The following is a 16,736-nucleotide window of genomic DNA, read 5'->3' as shown; positions in this document are numbered from 1 at the left end:
CACCTCCGGGTGAGGTCGTGGGGGGCGGTGGGTGGGCGCGTTGGTCAGCGCGCGGTGCGGAAGGGAAGGGCGAGGATGGCGTCGGCGATTACGCGGGCCACCTCGGTCACCTCTCGGCCGGTGGTGTCGACGACGAGCAGGCGTTGGTGACGGCGGCCCATCACGGCGAGCGCCTGGTGGAAGCGGTCGGAGAACGGCTCGTCGAGTGCGCTGCGCAGGTCGCGGACGTCGACGTGGTCGCGGCCGTGCAGCCGATCGGCGCGGGTCTTGATGTCGGCGGTCACGTGGACCGCGAGGTCGAAGCGGGCGAACATCCCAGGCCAGCGCAGCGCTGCCCGGGCCGCGAGGTACGGGCCGCCGGCGAGACCGAAGGCGGCCGTCCGGTCCACGTAGCCGTCCACGATCAGCACGTCGCAGCCCCCGGCCAGGGGCGGGCAGACCCGCATCAGCAGGTTGTCCAGGGCGAACCCGGCGAACAGGTACGCAGCGGTGGTGAACGCGCTGTCCGGCTGCCGAGCCATGGACAACTGGCGCAGCGACCGATCCAGCGGGTGCCACCGGGTCAGCATCCCGCGGTGGCGCCGCGCCACCACACCGTGATCGGCGAGGTAGCGCACCACGGCCTCGACCAGGGTCGTCTTGCCGGCCAGGTCGATGCCGTCGAACATCACAAGACGCATCGAGACTCCTCGTACATCGTGGGCAAGGCTGTCCGTCCTTGAACCCACTGTCGGGAGGCACAAGGACACACCGAACCGGTCACGCTGAACAGGGCGCTTTCGGGGGCTCTTTCCCGCACGCTCGGGCCAGGCGGCCTCATTTCGTCGCCGCGCCATCCGCGTCGGCGACGCCGCCCCGAGGTTCATGAAAGCCGCCCCCGGAAAGCCGGGGAAGGCGCAGGCGAGCACCTCGCACACCGTGTGCAAAGGCTGCAAATTCGGTGAACCGGCCCGGGCGCAACGGCAGGCCAGTAGCGTTGAAGCAAAGGCGAGTTGGAGGTCCTCATGGCTGCCGCGACCGAGGAGTATCGCCTGCTCGGGGCAGCCATGCGGGCGGCCAGGTCCGCCAACCGGTGGACCCAGGGCGACCTCGGCGCCCGGTGCGGCTACTCCGCCTCCTCGGTGAGCCGGATCGAAGCCGGCACCCTGCATCCCTCGGCGGAATCGCTCGACAGAATCGTGACCGTACTGGCGCTCGACCTGGCCGAGCTTGGACTCCACGCCCTGGCATGGATGCTGACGGCCCATCGCGCCACAAAGGCATCGTCCGGCGCTATGGTGGCGAGAAGTGCGACGGACGAGGAGGACTCCATGCGTCGTAGAAGCCTGCTCACCGGGGTGGCCGCAGCCTCAGCCGCGCTCGCACTGCCACGGCCGGCGGTCGCTGCCGCCCAGGAAGCCGGGCCGCACGATACGGCGGCAGACCTCGAACGCCTCCTGTTCGCGCCGCCGCCCACACAGCTGCCCCTCGCGGCACTGCGCCGTGAACTGGCCTCGGCCCGCGCGCACTTCACGGCCTCGCGCTACCACGACCTCGGCGCCGGCCTCCCGGACCTGATCGCCGCCGCCGAGGCCCACCGCGACACCTCAGTCGGCCGATCGCGCGAAATCGCTCATGCCATCACGGCGCGCGGCTACGTGCTGGCCACCGAACTCGCCGCCAAGACTCACAGCGAGCTGGCCTGGGCAACCGCGGACCGCTCCCTGCGTGCCGCCCGCCAGAGCGGCGACCCGGTCGTCGTGGGTGAGGCCGTCCGCGTGCTCGCGATCACCATGCGGCGGGCCGGACGCCCGGCCGCCGCCGTCGACCTTCTGCGCCGGACCGCCGCCGACCTCGACACGCAGCCGGACCCAGCCGCACGAGCAGTCGCCGCCACCCTCTGGATGACCGCCGCCTACACCGCCGCGTGTAACCACGACCCCGGCGGCGCTCACGACCTGATGGCTGGCGCCGCCGAAGCCGTCAACCGGCTGCCCTCTGATCTCCCGGCGCAGCCGCTCTACACGGTCGAGGCGACCACCGCCCAGGTCGACCTCTACCAGGTCGGCGTGCACACCGCGCTCGGCACCCCTGACCTGGCCGTGCGCTACGCGGCGCGAATCGACCCCGCAGTGCTTCCGACTGCAGAGCGCCGGGCCCGCCTCGGCACCGACACCGCCCGCATGTGGCGCGCCCTCGGCGACGCCCCCCGTACCCTGGCCGCGCTGCAGTTCGTGGAGCGGGTGGCTCCCGAGGAGGCCCGCCGCCCGGCCTTGCGGGCCCTGGCCGCCGATCTGGCCTTCGCACCCATGCCACCCGCTGGCGCGCAGGAGTTCGCACGCCGGATCGGCGTACCAGGCTGAGGCAGCGCATCGCCGCCGTGCCCGTCAGCCCTCCTCCGGCCCGAAGCGCCGTATGGGTCGAGGGAGGGCTGGACGAGGGCGCGGTTGCTCAGGCCACGGGTGGGAGTTCGGTCCTCACCCGATGCGCGAGGTTACGCACCCTGGCGTCCTCCTTCCACGGGGCGAGCCGCCCCACAAGATCGTGGAGGTAGCTATGGGCCCGCGGGGAGTGCACCGCGCTGAGGATGTCCACCGACCGGTGCCCGCCGGCGACGGCCTGTTCGAGTTCGCGGTCGATCGCGTAGGTGGTGGCCACCACGGCGGCCCGGATGCCGACAGCCCGCGTGAAGCGGTCCACGGGCATGCCGCCCGCAGGCTCCGCCCACTCTCGCGCGGAACGGGTGAGACCCAGATCCCGATGGATCTCCACGCTGTCCGTCGCGAGACGCTGCTCCGTCATGTAGGAGATGTACGACGGGTCGTGTCCGCCCGGACGGATACCGGACAGCAGGGTCTCGCAGTGGGCGAGGGCCGCTCCGGCGCCGGCGCCATCACCTTGACGGGCAAGCGCGCGGGATTGGGCGAGCCGACAGAACGCAAGGACCCGGGGAGCGGCATGTCCCCGGCCACGCTCGTAGGCGGCCGAAGCCATCTCGGCGGCCTCCGACGGACGCCCACTCAGGAACGCCGCCAGCGACATCGTGGCAAGGACGTAGCTGCCCAGCTCGATGTCGCCAGCGGAGCGGGCCAGCCGGAGTGCCTGGATCAGTAGACGGTCCGCCGCGCCGGGATGGCCCGCGTCCAGCGCCGCCCAGCCCACCACCCGCGACAGCTCGCCCAACGCGGCGTGCAGCGCCTGCCCGGTCTCGGCGCTGTATGTCCCCTTGAGTAGAGGCGCTGCCCCTCGAAGGCAGGCCAGGACCTGACTTGTGCGCCAGTCCCCGCCCCCGTAGTGGGAATCCCACACCTGGGCCTCGGCTGCGGTAGCCCACAGCCGGTCGACGTCGCTCTGCGCGACGTTCACGCCCTCCGCCTGGGCGGCCGGTTCGTCGGCGGGCTGTGCCAGCCAGCGCATCGCGGGCACGGTGAAGGCCGCAGCGCCCGGCAGACGGAGAACTTGACGACGGTGCACGGTGCTCCAGCAGGTCATGGCGCCCTCAAGGGCGGCTCGGCGGTCCTGGGGAAAATCCAACCCGACGTTGGCAATCGGGATGGCCGAACCGCCGAGGCCGGCATCCGCAAGAGTGACAACCCGGCCCAGAAGTTCACCGAGAACCGCGACGATCCGTTGCGCCACGGCCTCGTCCTTGGGCTTCACACCGCCCAGCCACCGTCCGACGTGCGTGTGGCTGTAGGCGGTTTGGCGCCCGGTTGAGGGAGATTTCGCGTTGACGCGCCGGGCCAGCTCCTTGCGCGATACGCCCGTCTCGTCGAAGAGCGCGCCGAGTAGCCGGTTGGGCGCCAGCTCGTGGGACTGCATGGAAAGCCTTCCGGTTCCTATCCGGGGTAGGGAAGCCGCGCACCTGCTCGAACCGATGACGCGAGGAGCACCGATCCGATGTGACGTTGATCGAGATGGAAGACGGCCCTCACGGGTGAGAGCGGACAGGTGCGGTGAGCGGAGCCGACACGGCGGACTCGACCACCGAGCGGTGGCGGGTGAGCCACAGGGCCGCGTCGTCGAGATCGGCGTCGGTCGGGACCAGGTCCTCGTCGGCCAGGACCTGCTGCAGTAGGGGGTGCCCGCCGGCCTCGATGACGGCGGCGATGAACCGCTCGCCCGTGTTGTAGCCGGGCTGGTTCGTCGGAGCGGCGGGGTCGGCCTTGAGTTCCTGGTACAGGCCGCTGGGTTCCGGCTCGCCGTGGATGGCGCCAATCACGGGCTCTCCACACAGCCTCTCGGCGACGAGGCGCTCGACGTACTGGCCGTGCCCTTCGATGAGGGCAGCGGCGTTGCGGTGCTGCTCGTGCGGAAGGCCCACGATGGCGTCAAGAAGCTTGCACCTGAGCGGCGCGAACGCCAGCTCGGGCCGGACCGCGAACTGCGCGAGGTGGGTGACCTCATGTGCGAAGACCGTCACCAGCTGGCGCTCGGAAGGGTGCAGGTGCTGGTCGTAGACCTCGGGCATGAACGTGAGTTCGGCGTGCTCGGAATCGCGCCACATGATCGCTGCACGGTTGGTCGGGTAGAACCTGGAGACCATCGTCTCGACGTTCGTGCGGACGTGGTCGATCATGGCCGTGGCAGCCTCGGCGGGAACGGCGGAGACGGTGTTGAGCGCGAGGCGGTTCAACAGCACGGAGTGCTCGATCTGCCGCTGGATGAACTGGGCCGGGGTGACCGCAGCAGCGGTGATCCGTTTGGGCAGGGCGAGGCCGGACAGATCGGCCACCAGGGAGGCGGCGGCCTCGACGAGACCGCAGTAGCGGGCGTGGTCGTCGGCGTCGAGATCGGCGTCGTTGCGGAACTCGAAGGTGGTCATTGGCATTCCAAATCACTTAAGAGATAAGGGTGTTCTTGCTCAGAAGGCCGGGGCGGTAGGGGCGTCCGGGTCGGCCAGCAGAGAGGGAGTCCGCGCCGATCATCCTCAGCGCCGGGAGGCGGCCCCGGCCGCTCTGGTCCGAGGTCAGCTGGAGCAAGGTCCAGCCGCCCCACACCGCGGAGCGGGCGATCAGCCCGTTGTGGCGGGCCTCGACTCCCAGCGCCATCTCGACCGGGGTGGCGAGGTAGGCGCTGGAGGTCGTCGAGGCGCCGGGGAGGGCGCAGCGGACAAGTTGCTCAGGATGCGGCCCGCCCGGGGCGTGGACCTCGGTGCGCAGGTCGTCCTCGTACAGCGCGGTGGTGGAGATGTAGCGGAGCGGGTTGCCGCCGGTGCCGGCGGTCAAGGTCGGCACGCCGACCAAGCCGGCGAGCAGCAGTACGGGAATCCCAGTTCGGCCGACGAGCACGGCCGCCTGGTCGCCCGGAACGGCCGGCGGGTCGCCGCTCACGCTGCGGCTGGGCGGTGTCTTGTCGTTCATCTCCGAACTTTCGCTAGTCCTCCGAACCGGAGGGTGGGGAGGTGCTGGTTGGGTCAACCACGCTGCTTCCCAGCTCAGTTGAATGCGACTGTGGCAGTTGGCTGTCCATGCCTGGGGCGAGCTGGGGGTTCGCCGGCGGGCCGCGCCGGGTCGTGCGTGCGGCGCGGCCCGCGCCCTCACGGCGACCGTTGGGCATGGGGCGAGGGTGTACCTCAGAGAGGCTCGGCCGGCTCTAGATCAGGTTGCTGATCAGGGCGCGCGCGTCGTCGCCGTAGACCGCGGTGCGGCGGAGGCGGTCGAAGACGTCCCGGAAGCGACCGACCGACGCCGGATCGGTGACGGTACGGGGGCCCTCGTACTGGTCGATCTCGACCCTGACCGAGTTGATAATGGTGAAGTCCCAGTAGGTGCCCACCAGGGTGCCGGTGGGGATGACGCCGAGCGTCAGGCCCGGGCGCTCCATGCACTCCAGCAGGTAGGCCAGCTGCTCGCGGAGTACGGCCGTACCCGCGACGTCCGCCGTCAGGGCTCGCGTGGTCGTGATCATCTCGAACTTCCGCTCTCCGTCGAAGAGGTCACGCCTGGCCATCCTCGCCTGGAGCGCGGTCTCGATGTCCTCGCGCGAGACCGGGTAGAGCTCGTGAGCGTGCTCGAAGATGGCGCGAGCGTAGTTCTCGGTCTGCAGGGTGCCGTGGACGATGCTGTTCTCGTACGACTGGACGGTGGTGGCGGAGCGGTGCAAGTCCAGGAGGCTGTTCTGGATGGGCGCCAACACGGTGCTCACGGGGTTCATGCTGTCTCCTCTTTCGGTTGTCCTGCGGGGCAGGGGGATTGCGGAGCGGCCTGTCGTCGGTGACCGGCCTGTGGCTGGGGGCCCGCCGGGACGGTCGGAACCGGAACGGCAGGCAGGCGCTGGCTTGTGGTCGCCGCGCCGGGTCAGGTGGTCACCGCGGCTTCCGCCTTGGCGCGGGAGGCAGAGCGCCAGTGCCACGGGAACGGCGGCAGGGGGGAAGTGAGGATGGTGGCCAGCCGGCGGTCCGCCTCGCCCTGGAGTTCCGGGTCGATGCGGGTGTACTCGGCAAGGAAGAGCCACGCGCCGAGGGCGAAGAGCGGGGTCATCGCACGGTAGGAGTGGCCGTCGTCGTCGCCGGTGACGTCGTGACCGTAGGCGGTGAAGAACTCGCTGCTCTCCTCGCCAGGCGTGGCGAAGATGTCACGCCTCCACCCGGCAGCGGCCTGGTCCCACACGCCGGGCCCGACAGCCGTCCGCTCGAAGTCGATCAGGGCGGGACCGCGCGGGGTGATGATGCAGTTCGTCGGGGTGGCGTCGCCGTGGATCACGCACATCGGGCCGGGCGGCGTGGCGCGCCAGGTGGCCCGGGCGCCGGCCAACAGAGCGCGCAGGTGCTGTTCCTGGTCGGAGGACAGCGTGCCCGGGGGCAGGTTCCTGATGCGCTGAGACAGCGTCGTGAACGGGTTGAACTTCGGCAGACCCAGGCCCGCGGGGACTTTCAGTTGGTGCAATCGCCGCAGGACGTCCGCGAGGTCGGCCGGACGGGGCGGGCGGTCGCCGAGGTCCTCGGCGAAGGTGACCTGGAGGTGGTAGCGGCCGGAGTGCACGAGCGGGTAGGCGGACGTGCCGGCCGGACGCGGGGCCTGGATGCCGTTGCGCAGCAGCCATCGTGCGATCCGGGTTTCACGCAGGGCCGTCTCGGCCTCGGTGCCCGGGCGCCAGACCTTGGCGACGGCCCCCGACTCGGGCAGACGCCAGGTGTGATGCGGTCCACCCTGCAGGAGGACGGCGCGCCGCGGGTCGAGGCCCGCGCGCCAGGCCGTTGCGACGACTGCGGCGCAGCTTTCCTCGGGCTTCACAATGCTCCGATCAGTCAAGAAAGTTGGCGACTATTCGAGTGCTACGGCAGGCAGCGGGGGAGGCCCCCGTCCGGCCCTGGCTGAGGTGGGTCTGGCCTGGCGGTGCGCCGAGGTGCGCGAGGTCGCGGCGGCCGGTTCGTCGTGGTGTCCCGGTGTCGGCAACGCCTCAGGGGCAGCGGCCGACACCGGGAGGCTTCACTGGTTGAACTGGCCCGCAAGGGAGACGAGTTGGGATCTGGCGATGCTCACAGCCTCGGAGAGGCGGTACGGGTCGGTAAGTACCGCCGGGCGGCCCGGCAAGGCCCTCGGCAGGTAGAGCCAGTCCCGTCCGTCCGCACGGCGGCTGGGCGGAGGGCACTTCACCATCTGCCTCTCCAGCCGGCTCCCGTCGATCAGCTCGGCCCCGGTGCCCTGCCACACCGCCGGGGCAAGGGGTACGAGGACCTCGATGACGCCCGCCGAATGGTCGGCGAGCACCGGCCCGACCAGGCTGGGGGTGCCACCGGCCAGCGCGCGGACGGCGGCTTGGCCTAGTGCTTCCGGAAGCCGCACCACGGCGAAGCCGTCGCCGATCGGGATGGGGACCGCGCGGCCTTCCGCCCACACCCTCCAGGTCGCCTCCGGGTCGCGAGTGTGCCCGCCGAGCCAGCGCATGCCCTCGATCACCTGACGCATAAGCGTGGTCGGGACAATCGTGGCAGCTGTCATCGTGCCCTCCGTGCCTGGTTGTTGGAGTCATCGGCCTGGGGCTTCGGCGGTCGCGGCCCGCGCTGGCGAACGTCAGAGGAGAGGTCCCGCCTTCGCCCGCGTGGGGAGGAGCGCCGCACGACGGCGCGCACCCGGTGCAGCGCGACTGCGAGATCCGAGTGACGGGTCAGCATCCCCGTGCCGTCCGGCTCGACCAGCCACTCCAACACCCCGACCCGTCCAACGCCAGGTGCCGGCATCGCGACCAGCGGTGGCTCGCTACCGTCCGCTGGAGCGGTCAGCAGTGTGGTGGACGACATCTGCCAGTCCAGGTCGGGGCGCACCGGCACCAGCCAGGAGCTGACGTGGACGCCGTGGTCGTACAGGACCGGACCGATCGCGTGCTCGCTGGCCCGTAACTCGTCTACCACCGCCCGCGTGAGGGCGGCGCCGACAATCGCCACCACGTCGAATCGGCAACTCACCTGTATGGGGGCGGGCTGTCCGCACCGCCACATCCCGCGGATTTGGCCGGGGTTGCTGCTGACGCCGGCGAGCCAGGCACCGCCGAGCACATGCGAGGGAGGCCGGGTGAACGCGATCATCGTGGCCTTCCCGTCATAGGAATTCGGAAGAGCTGCCCAGTCGCCGCTACCGGGGAGGCGCGCTGGGGGTGCCGGGCAGGCCGCCGTCGTCCCCCTGCAGGACGGGGGGAAGGTGGCGGCGTGGGGACGGATGCGGAGTGTCCTAGGTCTGCCTCGCTGCGCCACTCACAACGGCGCGATCGCAGCTGTCCTACGGCCGGAGTTCAGGAAACGAGCCGGCAGTTGATCGGAGACCACTGGACACATGCCGCGTCGCCTAAGCGGCGAGCCACTCCCTGGCTCGCCGGAGCGGCCACCCTGCCTTGGTCAGCCGCTTGCGGACGGCGGACATCCTCGCGGCGTGCAGCCTTCGAGGCTGTGTCGAGACCGAATCATCCGGCTGCACTTCCGCCTCAGCGGTGGCCTGACCGAAATCCGGCAGCTCCTGCACCTCAAGTTCGAACCACACGGACCATCCGTCCACCCCGCCTTCCGGGTCGAGGCGTTGGCCCCAGCCGACGTCGTCCGCGTAGCCAGCAACCACCACGAGGCCCCGGCCACTGGTCGCGTCCAGGTCGTCGACGCGACTGTTCATCGTCGGCACGGACTGACCGGGGTTCGTGAACGTGATCCGCAGTCGGCCGCGTTCCTGGTCGACGTCGCCCTCGATCAGCAACACGGCGTTGCTGCCGGGGGGTACAGGACCGCGGTACTTGATCGCGTTGCCGAAAAGCTCCGACGAACCGACCCGAAGTGCATAGGCCCGGAACTCGTCGAGGACGATGCCAGCCTGGGCGACCCGGCTGGCCAGCAAGTTGCGGATGTTGCCCACAGAAGCCGCTCTGAGCGGCGCTGTGAGCCGTAAGACGTGATGCATGACAGTTCCTCCGGGGCCGGTGAGGCGGCATCAGATGGTTCCGAGGAGGCAACCCCGCGGGTCGCCGGCGAGGCGAACGAACGGCCCCGCCCTGGATCTGGACATGCTCAAGTACGCGACTCGCCGATCACTGCCCGAAGGCAATGGCGTGCGATCCGTGACAGTGAGGATGGCAGTCGGATGCGTGTCAGTTCAAGTCGTTCCGCAAAATTTGAGAATTCTCATTGGATCTTCCATAGCTCGCACGCCGGACTCGGGGGCGGTTGGCGAGCGGTGCGACGCAGAGGGCAGACTGGCTGCTCGATGGTCCAGATCTGAGAAAGGGGTACTGCCGATGGCGCCGGCCACGGTTCGGCAACGCCAACTCGGCAACCAGTTGCGGGCGCTGCGCGAGAAGCGCGGTCTCACCCTGGAGGCCGCCGAACAGCTCACGGGCATCACCGTGGCGAAGCTGTCACGGCTTGAGCTGGCCAAGACGCCGGCGAAGCACGCCGACGTCGACAAGATCGCTCGCGCCTACGAGTGCGACGTCGAACTCCGCGAATCACTCGTGGCGGTCGCCAGGGAAGGCAACAGGCGAGGTTGGTGGTTCAACTACCAAGACGTGCTGCCGCCCTGGTTGGCGGACCAGATCAGTTTGGAGTCCTCGGCGCTCTCGTTCCACACCTACCAGGTGCAACTCATCCCTGGACTCTTCCAGACCGCGGACTACGCGCGCGCTGCCATCAGCCGACTGGCGATAGGCGCGTCGCCCGAGGATGTCGAGGCGCGGGTACGCATCCGGCGCGAACGGCAGGCCGTACTCACCCAGCCGAAGCCGCTGGAGATGTGGGCTGTCATCCATGAAGCCGCTCTCCGCAGCCTCGTGGGCGGAGCGCAGACCATGCGCGGGCAGCTGGAGAAGTTGTTGGAACTCGCCGTCCTTGCGAACGTCACCATCCAGGTGATGCCCGCGACGACCGGGGTTCACCAGGGCATGAATGGGCCGTTCTCCAAACTGGGATTCCCCGGCAGTGACCTCGACGTGGTCCTGCTCGAAGGTCTGCTGACAAGCGAGTGGGTTGAAGACCCGCAGCGGGTGAGCGTCTTCGATCGGGCGTTTCGCGAGATCGCCGCCGAAGCGTGGCCCGTCAGCCAGTCCCTCGACTTCATCACTGAGCAGAAAGACCGATTGAAGTGAGCATCGTGCCAGACTCCACGGCCTTGCAGGTCGTATGGAGGAAGTCCAGCTACAGCGGCGGCAATGGAGATTGCGTTGAAGTCGCTGCCGCCAACTCGACGATGTACATCCGCGACTCGAAGGACCCTCGGGGCCCGGCGCTAGCCCTTCCCGCAGAGACCTACGCTGCCTTCCTCCAGACGGTGGTAGCCGGAAGGTTCGACCTCGGCATTCTGTGACATCTCCCTGAACAGGCTTACGGCCCGACACGCCCTTGGAGTGTCGGGCCGCCGGGGTCGGCAGGGGCAACGGGCGGCCCCTGACCGACCTACTCCGCCGCGGGTGTCTTCTGGCGTGCCTGCGACACGGCTCGCAACAATCGGAAGCGTCAGACGCCGTGGAAGGCGACGATGAACCGCAGCTGCCTGTTGCGCAGAGGGGCCAAGGCCATGATGCGGACGGGGACCTCGCCGGCGCCGCCGTGCGGGATGCGCATGTGTCGGATGTCGCCGTCCGGGTGCTCGTAGAAGTCGTGCCGCTCCCACAGCTCCTGGGCTTCCGGGCAGCCCTCCAGGATGTCCGCGACGAGCTTCTTCAACTGGGAGTTATCGGGGTACTGGGCGGCGGCGGTGCGGATCTGGGCCAGGAAGGGGACCGCCCAGGATTCCTTCCAGTTGACCAGCTGCTCGCGGGCGCCGGGGTAGAGGAATGCCCACCTCATGATGTTGCGCTGGTAGACCCAGGGGTACATCTCCCGGGACGGGTTGTTGTGCGCCACGACGTTCCAGGCGACGTCCGAGATGTACGCGGGGTGGGGGAGCATCTTATCGAGGAGGCGCTGCATGTCCGCGTCCATGGCCGCCATCGCGTCGGGCTCGGTGTCTCGCGGGGCAGGGGCGCGCCCGGTGGCGTGGTGGTACAGGGCCAGACGCTCCGCATCGCTGAGCCGGAATGTGAATGCCAGGCTGTCGAGGATTTCGTCGGAGAATTGTGCGGGCTCTCCGTTTTCCAGCTTCGAATACCACTTGACGCTGATGCCGGCCAGTTTGGCGACTTCGGTCTTGGTGAGTTCCCGCTTGCGGCGGCCCGGGGTTGTGACCAGACCTGGAATGGAGTTGGGATCTGTTCGCTGTCGCCAGCACTGGATCATGGCGGCGAGCGTTTGATCGCGAGCCGCGAGGCGCTCGAAGTCGGTGCTCATGGCAACCGAGTCTAGGCATCACTAAGGCGCCGTACGGCACTGGAGGGCGTGTGGGGAAGGCCACAGAAGCGCAATTGTGACCCTTTGGTTCAATCTTCAATATTACTCGTTTATGGAATGACGACGTGTTATTTGATCATGTGGATGCAGTGGATTCGTGATGGGTCGTCAATGCGCCGTCGGTGCTTCTGATGTGGCGCAAGCCGGGCGTTGCCCAGAATATCCAGGAGATCACCCTGGGTGATCTATGCGTGTAGTCGGGAACTGTGAGTTCGCGAACTGGGACTTCCGGAACTGGGACTTCTGGAAGTCCGAGTTCCAGTCGGGGACTGGCATCGTGGAAGCCGCCGGGCAGCCCGGCGATCCGAACCATGAAGGAGAGTTCCCATGTCCCGCTCGGCCCTGGTCATCGGAGGCAGTCGAGGCATCGGTCTCGCGGTCGCGCAGCGGCTCGCCGCGGACGGCGCCACCGTGGCGGTCGCCTCCCGCGGCGGCCTCGCGCCCGAGGGCCTCCTGGGCGTGGAGTGCGACGTGACCTCCGGCGAATCCGTCGACGCTGCGTTCACCGCGGTCGAGGCCGCCCAGGGGCCGGTCGAGATCCTCGTCGTCAACGCCGGCATCACCCGCGACACCCTGCTGCTGCGCATGGCGGAGGACGACTTCGCGGCAACCCTGGACACCAATCTGACCGGCGCCTACCGGGCCGCCAAGCGCGCCGCCCGCGGGATGCTGCGCGCGAAGCACGGTCGCCTGATCTTCATCTCCTCTGCCGTCGCCATGACCGGCGAGAGCGGACAGGCCAACTACGCCGCATCCAAGGCCGGCCTCGTGGGCTTCGCCCGCTCCCTGGCCCGCGAACTCGGCCCGCGCGGCATCACCAGCAACGTCGTCGCCCCCGGTCTGACCGAGACCGACATGACGGCGGCGCTCACCGAGACGCAGCGCGAGGCGCTGCTCCAGCGTGTGCCGCTCGGCCGGATGGCCCAGCCGGAGGAGATTGCCGCCGCGGTGTCCTTCCTCGCCGGCGACGCCGCAAGCTACGTGACCGGAGCGATCCTGCCCGTCGACGGAGGCGCCGGCATGGGGCACTGACCCGCTTGCCGGGCCTGGGCGCGCGAGGGGACGCCCAGGCCCGGTGAACCACCCTCACCACTCGCATGCCCGGCGCGCCCACGGCTCCAGCTGCGACCACCTTGTACTGGACCCGCCACGGGACCAGGCGGCCCAGGCGATGCCATCGGCCTCACCTGCGTACGCCGACCAGCGGTCGGATACGGCCGACCGGTCCCCGGCGCCGCACACCTGCGAGATCCCCTTGTTCTCTCCTGCAACACCGGCGCCCCCGGCGCCCCGCCGACAGGCCGCCCCGGCGGCCGGCACCCACGCCCGCGTCCTCACCGTCCTCCAGGCGGTCACCCAGGGCAGCGGTGTCCAGGGCGTACTCGACCTCACCAGGTCCACGGGCATCCCCGACTCCACGGTCCACCGCATCCTCCAGGCCGGCGTGGAGACCCGCACGGTCGACCAGGTCAGCCGAGGCCGCTACCGGCCGGGCCCCGCCATGATCGAGATGGCCCTGCAGGCCATGACCTCCACCCCCGCAGCGGGCGACGTCCAGCGGATGCTCGACGACCTCCAGCGCGCCACCGGTGGCATCGCCATGCTGTTCACCGTCACCGGCTTCGGGGGCCTGCGCCGCCTGTGCACCGACTACACCCTCGGCGACCGCGACCCGGAGACCCTCAAGGCCCTGACCTACCAGATCGGCTCCATGCCCCGCTCGCTACGCGTCGGCGCAACCGGGCGCGTGATCCTCGCCCACCTGCCGACCCACATGCAGGAAGCGGTGCTCGCCGAAGCCCCGCCGCCCTCCCCGGCCCCGGGCGCGATCCGGGAGGAGGCCGTCCTGCTCGCCTCCCTCGCGGACATCCGCCGGCGTGGCTTCGCCATCGGCCGCCAGGAGGCGCTGGCTGGATGGGACGGCATCGCGGCGCCCGTCATGTGGGGGTCGACAGTGATGGGATCAATCGGCTTGGGAATGCCTGCCGAGGAGATGAAGGGCGACCTGCGCGATGTGATCCGGCGGACCTGTGATGCCGCGCGCGCCATGAGTCTAATTGCCGGTGGGCGTATGGCCGCGTAGGCGGGCGTCGTGTTTTCGTTGTGGCCGAATTGGCGGCCGACAGGAGAAGCTGTCGGCCGCCAATTTCTTTTCCGGGATGCGAGAGCTGCCGGAGGGGATGCGGAGATTGGCTGATGCAGTCCGGAGACGTCGGAACGGCTGGGTCATTGTGGTTAATGTGCATCTCTCATTCATCGGGCAAGATCATTTCCCGCCAGGCGGGAAATGGGAGCTGCTACTCGCGTAGATGGCTTGAGATTCTTGACCGGAATCAATTGGCGATCATAAGGTTTCTTTGATGTCGCGGGGGCCTGGAATTCTTGGTCCAGCCCTTGGCTCGGGGTTGCCGTAGGTGACAGCGGCCGGCACCAGGACGAGCCGAGATCGTGAAGCTTGCCCCCCAGGGCCTGGCACTCCCGGTGCGGCGAGGGGCGCGGGGGCGGTGCACGCACGAGTCTTCCCCGCTGGGGGAGTTAAGGACTGGATGTGTGGCGCCGAAGGCCCTAAGGTTCTCACCCCGCCGCGGAGGCGACAGGTGGGCAGAGAGGGGGAGTCGATGCAGTAGGACACGTCCGGAAAAGAGAGCCGGCGCCCTGGAGCTACCAACTCCTGGACGCCGGGCCAGCGCCCCGAAGGCCGCTGATTCACTACCGCGCGAGCGGCGGGACTTCTTTTGCACGAGAGGCCGCCGCGCGCGTTTCCTACGAAACACGGAGTATCGCATGCCTGCCCTGTCCAGGGGAACCCAGTACGTGGAGCCCAGCCCGAGCCAGCAGCGGCTCGGGGCCAAGCTCGCGGACATGATCCCCGGTGCGGTCGCCGTCCGGGTCAGCCTCGCCCACCCCAGCCGCCAGTGGCCCCACCCCTACACCGTGGCGGTCGACGGGCGCGGCGAGCAGCTCATGCTGAGCGGCAACACCACCAAGGTCGCCGCCCGCTGGGTGCTGCGGTCCTGGCCGGAGGCGGACTGGACGCGCCCGCACAGCCTCGACCTCGCCACCGGGCGACTCGCCATCACCTCGGTTCGGGGCCGCTGACATGGCGCGTATCCGACCCGTCAAGCCGGAGACCTGGGTCTCCGAAACGCTCGCTGAGGTGTCCATACCGGCGATGCTCACCTTCATCGGCATGACCAACCACTCCGACGACAGCGGTCGGCACCGCGACAACGCGGCGGTCGTCTACGGCCTCATCTGGCCGATGCGCGACGAGATCAACCGCGCGGAGGTCGAGGACCACCTCCAGCAGCTCGCCGCAGTGGGCGCGATCTGCCGATACACGGGCTGCGACGGCCGCCGGTACTTCCATTACCCGACGTGGCGCAAGCACCAGAAGATCGACAAGCCGAGTCTGTCCCGGCTGCCCGCGTGCCCGCACTGCGAGCCGGAGCGGTGCGGCGTGTGCAAGGGTCCCTGCATCCAGCGGGCCGCCCTCGCCGACACCCCGGGGTCCGGAGTCGTCGCCGCCGCGAGCGCTCCCCGAGTGTTCGGCGAAACCTCGGCGAAGGCTCCGGCAGCTCTCCAGCAGCCGAACGAGTCCTTCTCAGCGCTGGCCACGGAGGCAGTTCCGTGCACCGCCGAAGCGGTCGTCCCGGTGGTCGACGCCGAGCAGAAGCCGGTTCCGACTCCCCGGAAAACCACAGGTCAGACGGCATTCGGCGAAGTCTCCCCGAAGGTTCGCCGAACCCTCCCGGGGCCCTCGGCGCCTGGATCTAGGATCTTGGATCCTGGATCTTCTTTCCCTACGGGGCGCGAGGCGCCCGACGAGGACGCCGTCTCGGCCGGTCAGCTGATCGGCGAGTACGTCGCCGCCTGCGCCGAGCGCCCGCCGGGCAGCGTGCTCGGCCACCTCGGCAAGGTCGTCAAGACCCTGCTGGACGAGGGCATCGCAGCCGAGCACGTCCGGTCGGGGCTGCGGCGGTTCGCCGAGATCCAGGGCCACCCGTCCCGGCTGCCGAGCCTGGTCAACGACGCCATGAACGCACGAGGCTCCGGTTTGGCTCGGCCGGGATTCCGGCCTAACGTGCCCGCTCACCAGGCGTGGACCAACCCGGTCGACGCCGTCGCCGCCTACGCCGAGGAGCTGTGATGCGAACCCGCCGCGACCCGCAGACCCTCGCCGACGCGCCCTCGGTCCTCGACCGGATGGCCCGCATCCTGGCCGCCCGGGGCATCGAGCAGCACGCGGTCGACGCCCTCCCGGACGAGCCGGAGCCGTACTCGGCAGAGGAATTGCTGTCCGCCGGGCTGCCGCCGCGCTACCGCGAAGCGGTCGCCACGAACCCGCAGGTCCTGGCCTGGGTGCGGCAGGTTGCCGCCGAGGCCACCGCGCCGAGCCTCGGTGCCCGACGCCAGGTCGCCACCGGTCCCAGCCTGCTGATGGCCGGGGTCGTCGGCGCCGGGAAGACCCACGAGGCGTACGGCGCCGTCCGCCGCCTGGTCGAGGCCGGCATCGGTGTGCGCTGGCGCGCCACCACCGCCGCGGACCTCTACGCCGAACTCCGCCCCGGCTCGGACACCGACGCCGAGCGGGTCCTCGCGGCCTACAGCCGGGTGCCGCTGCTGATCCTCGACGACCTCGGCGCCGCCAAGTCGAGCGAGTTCGTCGAAGAGCAGACGTACCGGCTGATCAACCGCCGCTACAACCACATGCTCCCGACCCTGATCACCAGCAACCTGCCGATCAAGGACCTCCGCACCTGCCTCGGTGACCGCGTCACCTCCCGGCTCGCCCAGATGACCACCCGGGTCAGCTTCGAGCCGGTCGACCGCAGACGCCTCCAGCGCGCCGCCTGAGCCGCCGCCGCGCCCGGCCGCCCCACGGTGAGCCGCCCGACCATCACCGACCCAGCGCACCTCTCCGCCGACGCCGCCCTGCGCGCGGAGAGCGATC

The 16,736-nt window shown here is 69.7% G+C and carries 18 protein-coding genes; 8 read left to right on the top strand and 10 right to left on the bottom strand.

Annotated elements, in window-relative coordinates; all coding sequences use genetic code 11:
- Positions 1-44: 44 nt before the first annotated feature.
- Positions 45-680, bottom strand: a complete 636-nt coding sequence (locus tag BG452_RS23600) for a hypothetical protein (RefSeq protein ID WP_188306353.1) — start codon at positions 678-680, stop codon at positions 45-47.
- A gap of 324 nt (positions 681-1,004) precedes the next feature.
- On the opposite strand from BG452_RS23600, the gene BG452_RS23595 reads away from it, so the two are divergent.
- Entirely contained in the window at positions 1,005-2,342 is a 1,338-nt protein-coding gene (locus BG452_RS23595) for a helix-turn-helix domain-containing protein (protein ID WP_188306352.1), read from the top strand.
- Positions 2,343-2,430: 88 nt separating this feature from the next.
- Here BG452_RS23595 and BG452_RS23590 read toward each other — a convergent pair whose 3' ends face one another.
- From BG452_RS23590 to BG452_RS23555, 8 genes are all read right to left on the bottom strand, one after another.
- Complete coding sequence (locus BG452_RS23590; protein WP_188306351.1) at positions 2,431-3,801, bottom strand: hypothetical protein; 1,371 nt, start codon at positions 3,799-3,801, stop codon at positions 2,431-2,433.
- A 109-nt stretch (positions 3,802-3,910) separates the two neighbouring features.
- The gene (locus tag BG452_RS23585) at positions 3,911-4,804 is read right to left on the bottom strand and encodes a hypothetical protein (protein WP_188306350.1); all 894 of its coding nucleotides are present in this window, start codon (positions 4,802-4,804) and stop codon (positions 3,911-3,913) included.
- A 16-nt stretch (positions 4,805-4,820) separates the two neighbouring features.
- On the bottom strand, positions 4,821-5,342 hold the full coding sequence (locus BG452_RS23580) for a hypothetical protein (RefSeq protein ID WP_188306349.1): 522 nt from the start codon (positions 5,340-5,342) through the stop codon (positions 4,821-4,823).
- Positions 5,343-5,574: 232 nt separating this feature from the next.
- The gene (locus BG452_RS23575; RefSeq protein WP_188306348.1) at positions 5,575-6,135 is read right to left on the bottom strand and encodes a DUF5753 domain-containing protein; all 561 of its coding nucleotides are present in this window, start codon (positions 6,133-6,135) and stop codon (positions 5,575-5,577) included.
- A gap of 143 nt (positions 6,136-6,278) precedes the next feature.
- A complete protein-coding gene (locus tag BG452_RS23570) occupies positions 6,279-7,214 on the bottom strand; it encodes a phosphotransferase (protein WP_188306347.1) in 936 nt (311 codons plus the stop codon).
- Between the two features lie 195 nt (positions 7,215-7,409).
- Positions 7,410-7,922 (bottom strand): hypothetical protein, encoded by a 513-nt coding sequence (locus BG452_RS23565; RefSeq protein ID WP_188306346.1) that lies wholly within the window; start codon positions 7,920-7,922, stop codon positions 7,410-7,412.
- On the bottom strand, positions 7,919-8,506 hold the full coding sequence (locus BG452_RS23560) for a hypothetical protein (protein WP_188306345.1): 588 nt from the start codon (positions 8,504-8,506) through the stop codon (positions 7,919-7,921). Before BG452_RS23560 ends, BG452_RS23565 begins: the two co-directional genes overlap by 4 nt.
- 256 nt (positions 8,507-8,762) lie before the next feature.
- Positions 8,763-9,362: an ATP-binding protein gene (locus BG452_RS23555; RefSeq protein WP_223242634.1), complete on the bottom strand. Its 600-nt coding sequence runs from the start codon at positions 9,360-9,362 to the stop codon at positions 8,763-8,765.
- 334 nt (positions 9,363-9,696) lie between these two features.
- On the opposite strand from BG452_RS23555, the gene BG452_RS23550 reads away from it, so the two are divergent.
- Complete coding sequence (locus BG452_RS23550) at positions 9,697-10,542, top strand: helix-turn-helix domain-containing protein (protein ID WP_188306343.1); 846 nt, start codon at positions 9,697-9,699, stop codon at positions 10,540-10,542.
- The gene (locus tag BG452_RS23545; protein ID WP_188306342.1) at positions 10,539-10,760 is read left to right on the top strand and encodes a DUF397 domain-containing protein; all 222 of its coding nucleotides are present in this window, start codon (positions 10,539-10,541) and stop codon (positions 10,758-10,760) included. The genes BG452_RS23550 and BG452_RS23545 overlap by 4 nt, the downstream gene beginning before the upstream one ends.
- 149 nt (positions 10,761-10,909) lie before the next feature.
- Here BG452_RS23545 and BG452_RS23540 read toward each other — a convergent pair whose 3' ends face one another.
- Entirely contained in the window at positions 10,910-11,722 is an 813-nt protein-coding gene (locus tag BG452_RS23540; RefSeq protein ID WP_188306341.1) for a helix-turn-helix transcriptional regulator, read from the bottom strand.
- Positions 11,723-12,109: 387 nt separating this feature from the next.
- On the opposite strand from BG452_RS23540, the gene fabG reads away from it, so the two are divergent.
- The 5 genes from fabG (at position 12,110) to BG452_RS23515 (ending at position 16,639) form a co-directional block, all read left to right on the top strand.
- Positions 12,110-12,814, top strand: coding sequence for a 3-oxoacyl-ACP reductase FabG (fabG, locus tag BG452_RS23535; protein WP_188306340.1), 705 nt, complete (start codon positions 12,110-12,112; stop codon positions 12,812-12,814).
- Between the two features lie 223 nt (positions 12,815-13,037).
- Positions 13,038-13,865: an IclR family transcriptional regulator gene (locus BG452_RS23530; RefSeq protein WP_188306339.1), complete on the top strand. Its 828-nt coding sequence runs from the start codon at positions 13,038-13,040 to the stop codon at positions 13,863-13,865.
- A 701-nt stretch (positions 13,866-14,566) separates the two neighbouring features.
- A complete protein-coding gene (locus tag BG452_RS23525) occupies positions 14,567-14,881 on the top strand; it encodes a transcriptional regulator (protein WP_188306338.1) in 315 nt (104 codons plus the stop codon).
- Position 14,882: 1 nt separating this feature from the next.
- Positions 14,883-15,932, top strand: coding sequence for a hypothetical protein (locus BG452_RS23520; protein ID WP_188306337.1), 1,050 nt, complete (start codon positions 14,883-14,885; stop codon positions 15,930-15,932).
- Positions 15,932-16,639: an ATP-binding protein gene (locus BG452_RS23515; protein WP_188306336.1), complete on the top strand. Its 708-nt coding sequence runs from the start codon at positions 15,932-15,934 to the stop codon at positions 16,637-16,639. Before BG452_RS23520 ends, BG452_RS23515 begins: the two co-directional genes overlap by 1 nt.
- Positions 16,640-16,736 lie beyond the last annotated feature (97 nt).

The organism is Streptomyces sp. CBMA123 (assembly GCF_014596465.1).
Lineage (GTDB): Bacteria > Actinomycetota > Actinomycetes > Streptomycetales > Streptomycetaceae > Kitasatospora.
Note: the sequence above shows the minus strand (reverse complement) of the source record. Positions and strands in the feature narration are given on the sequence as shown.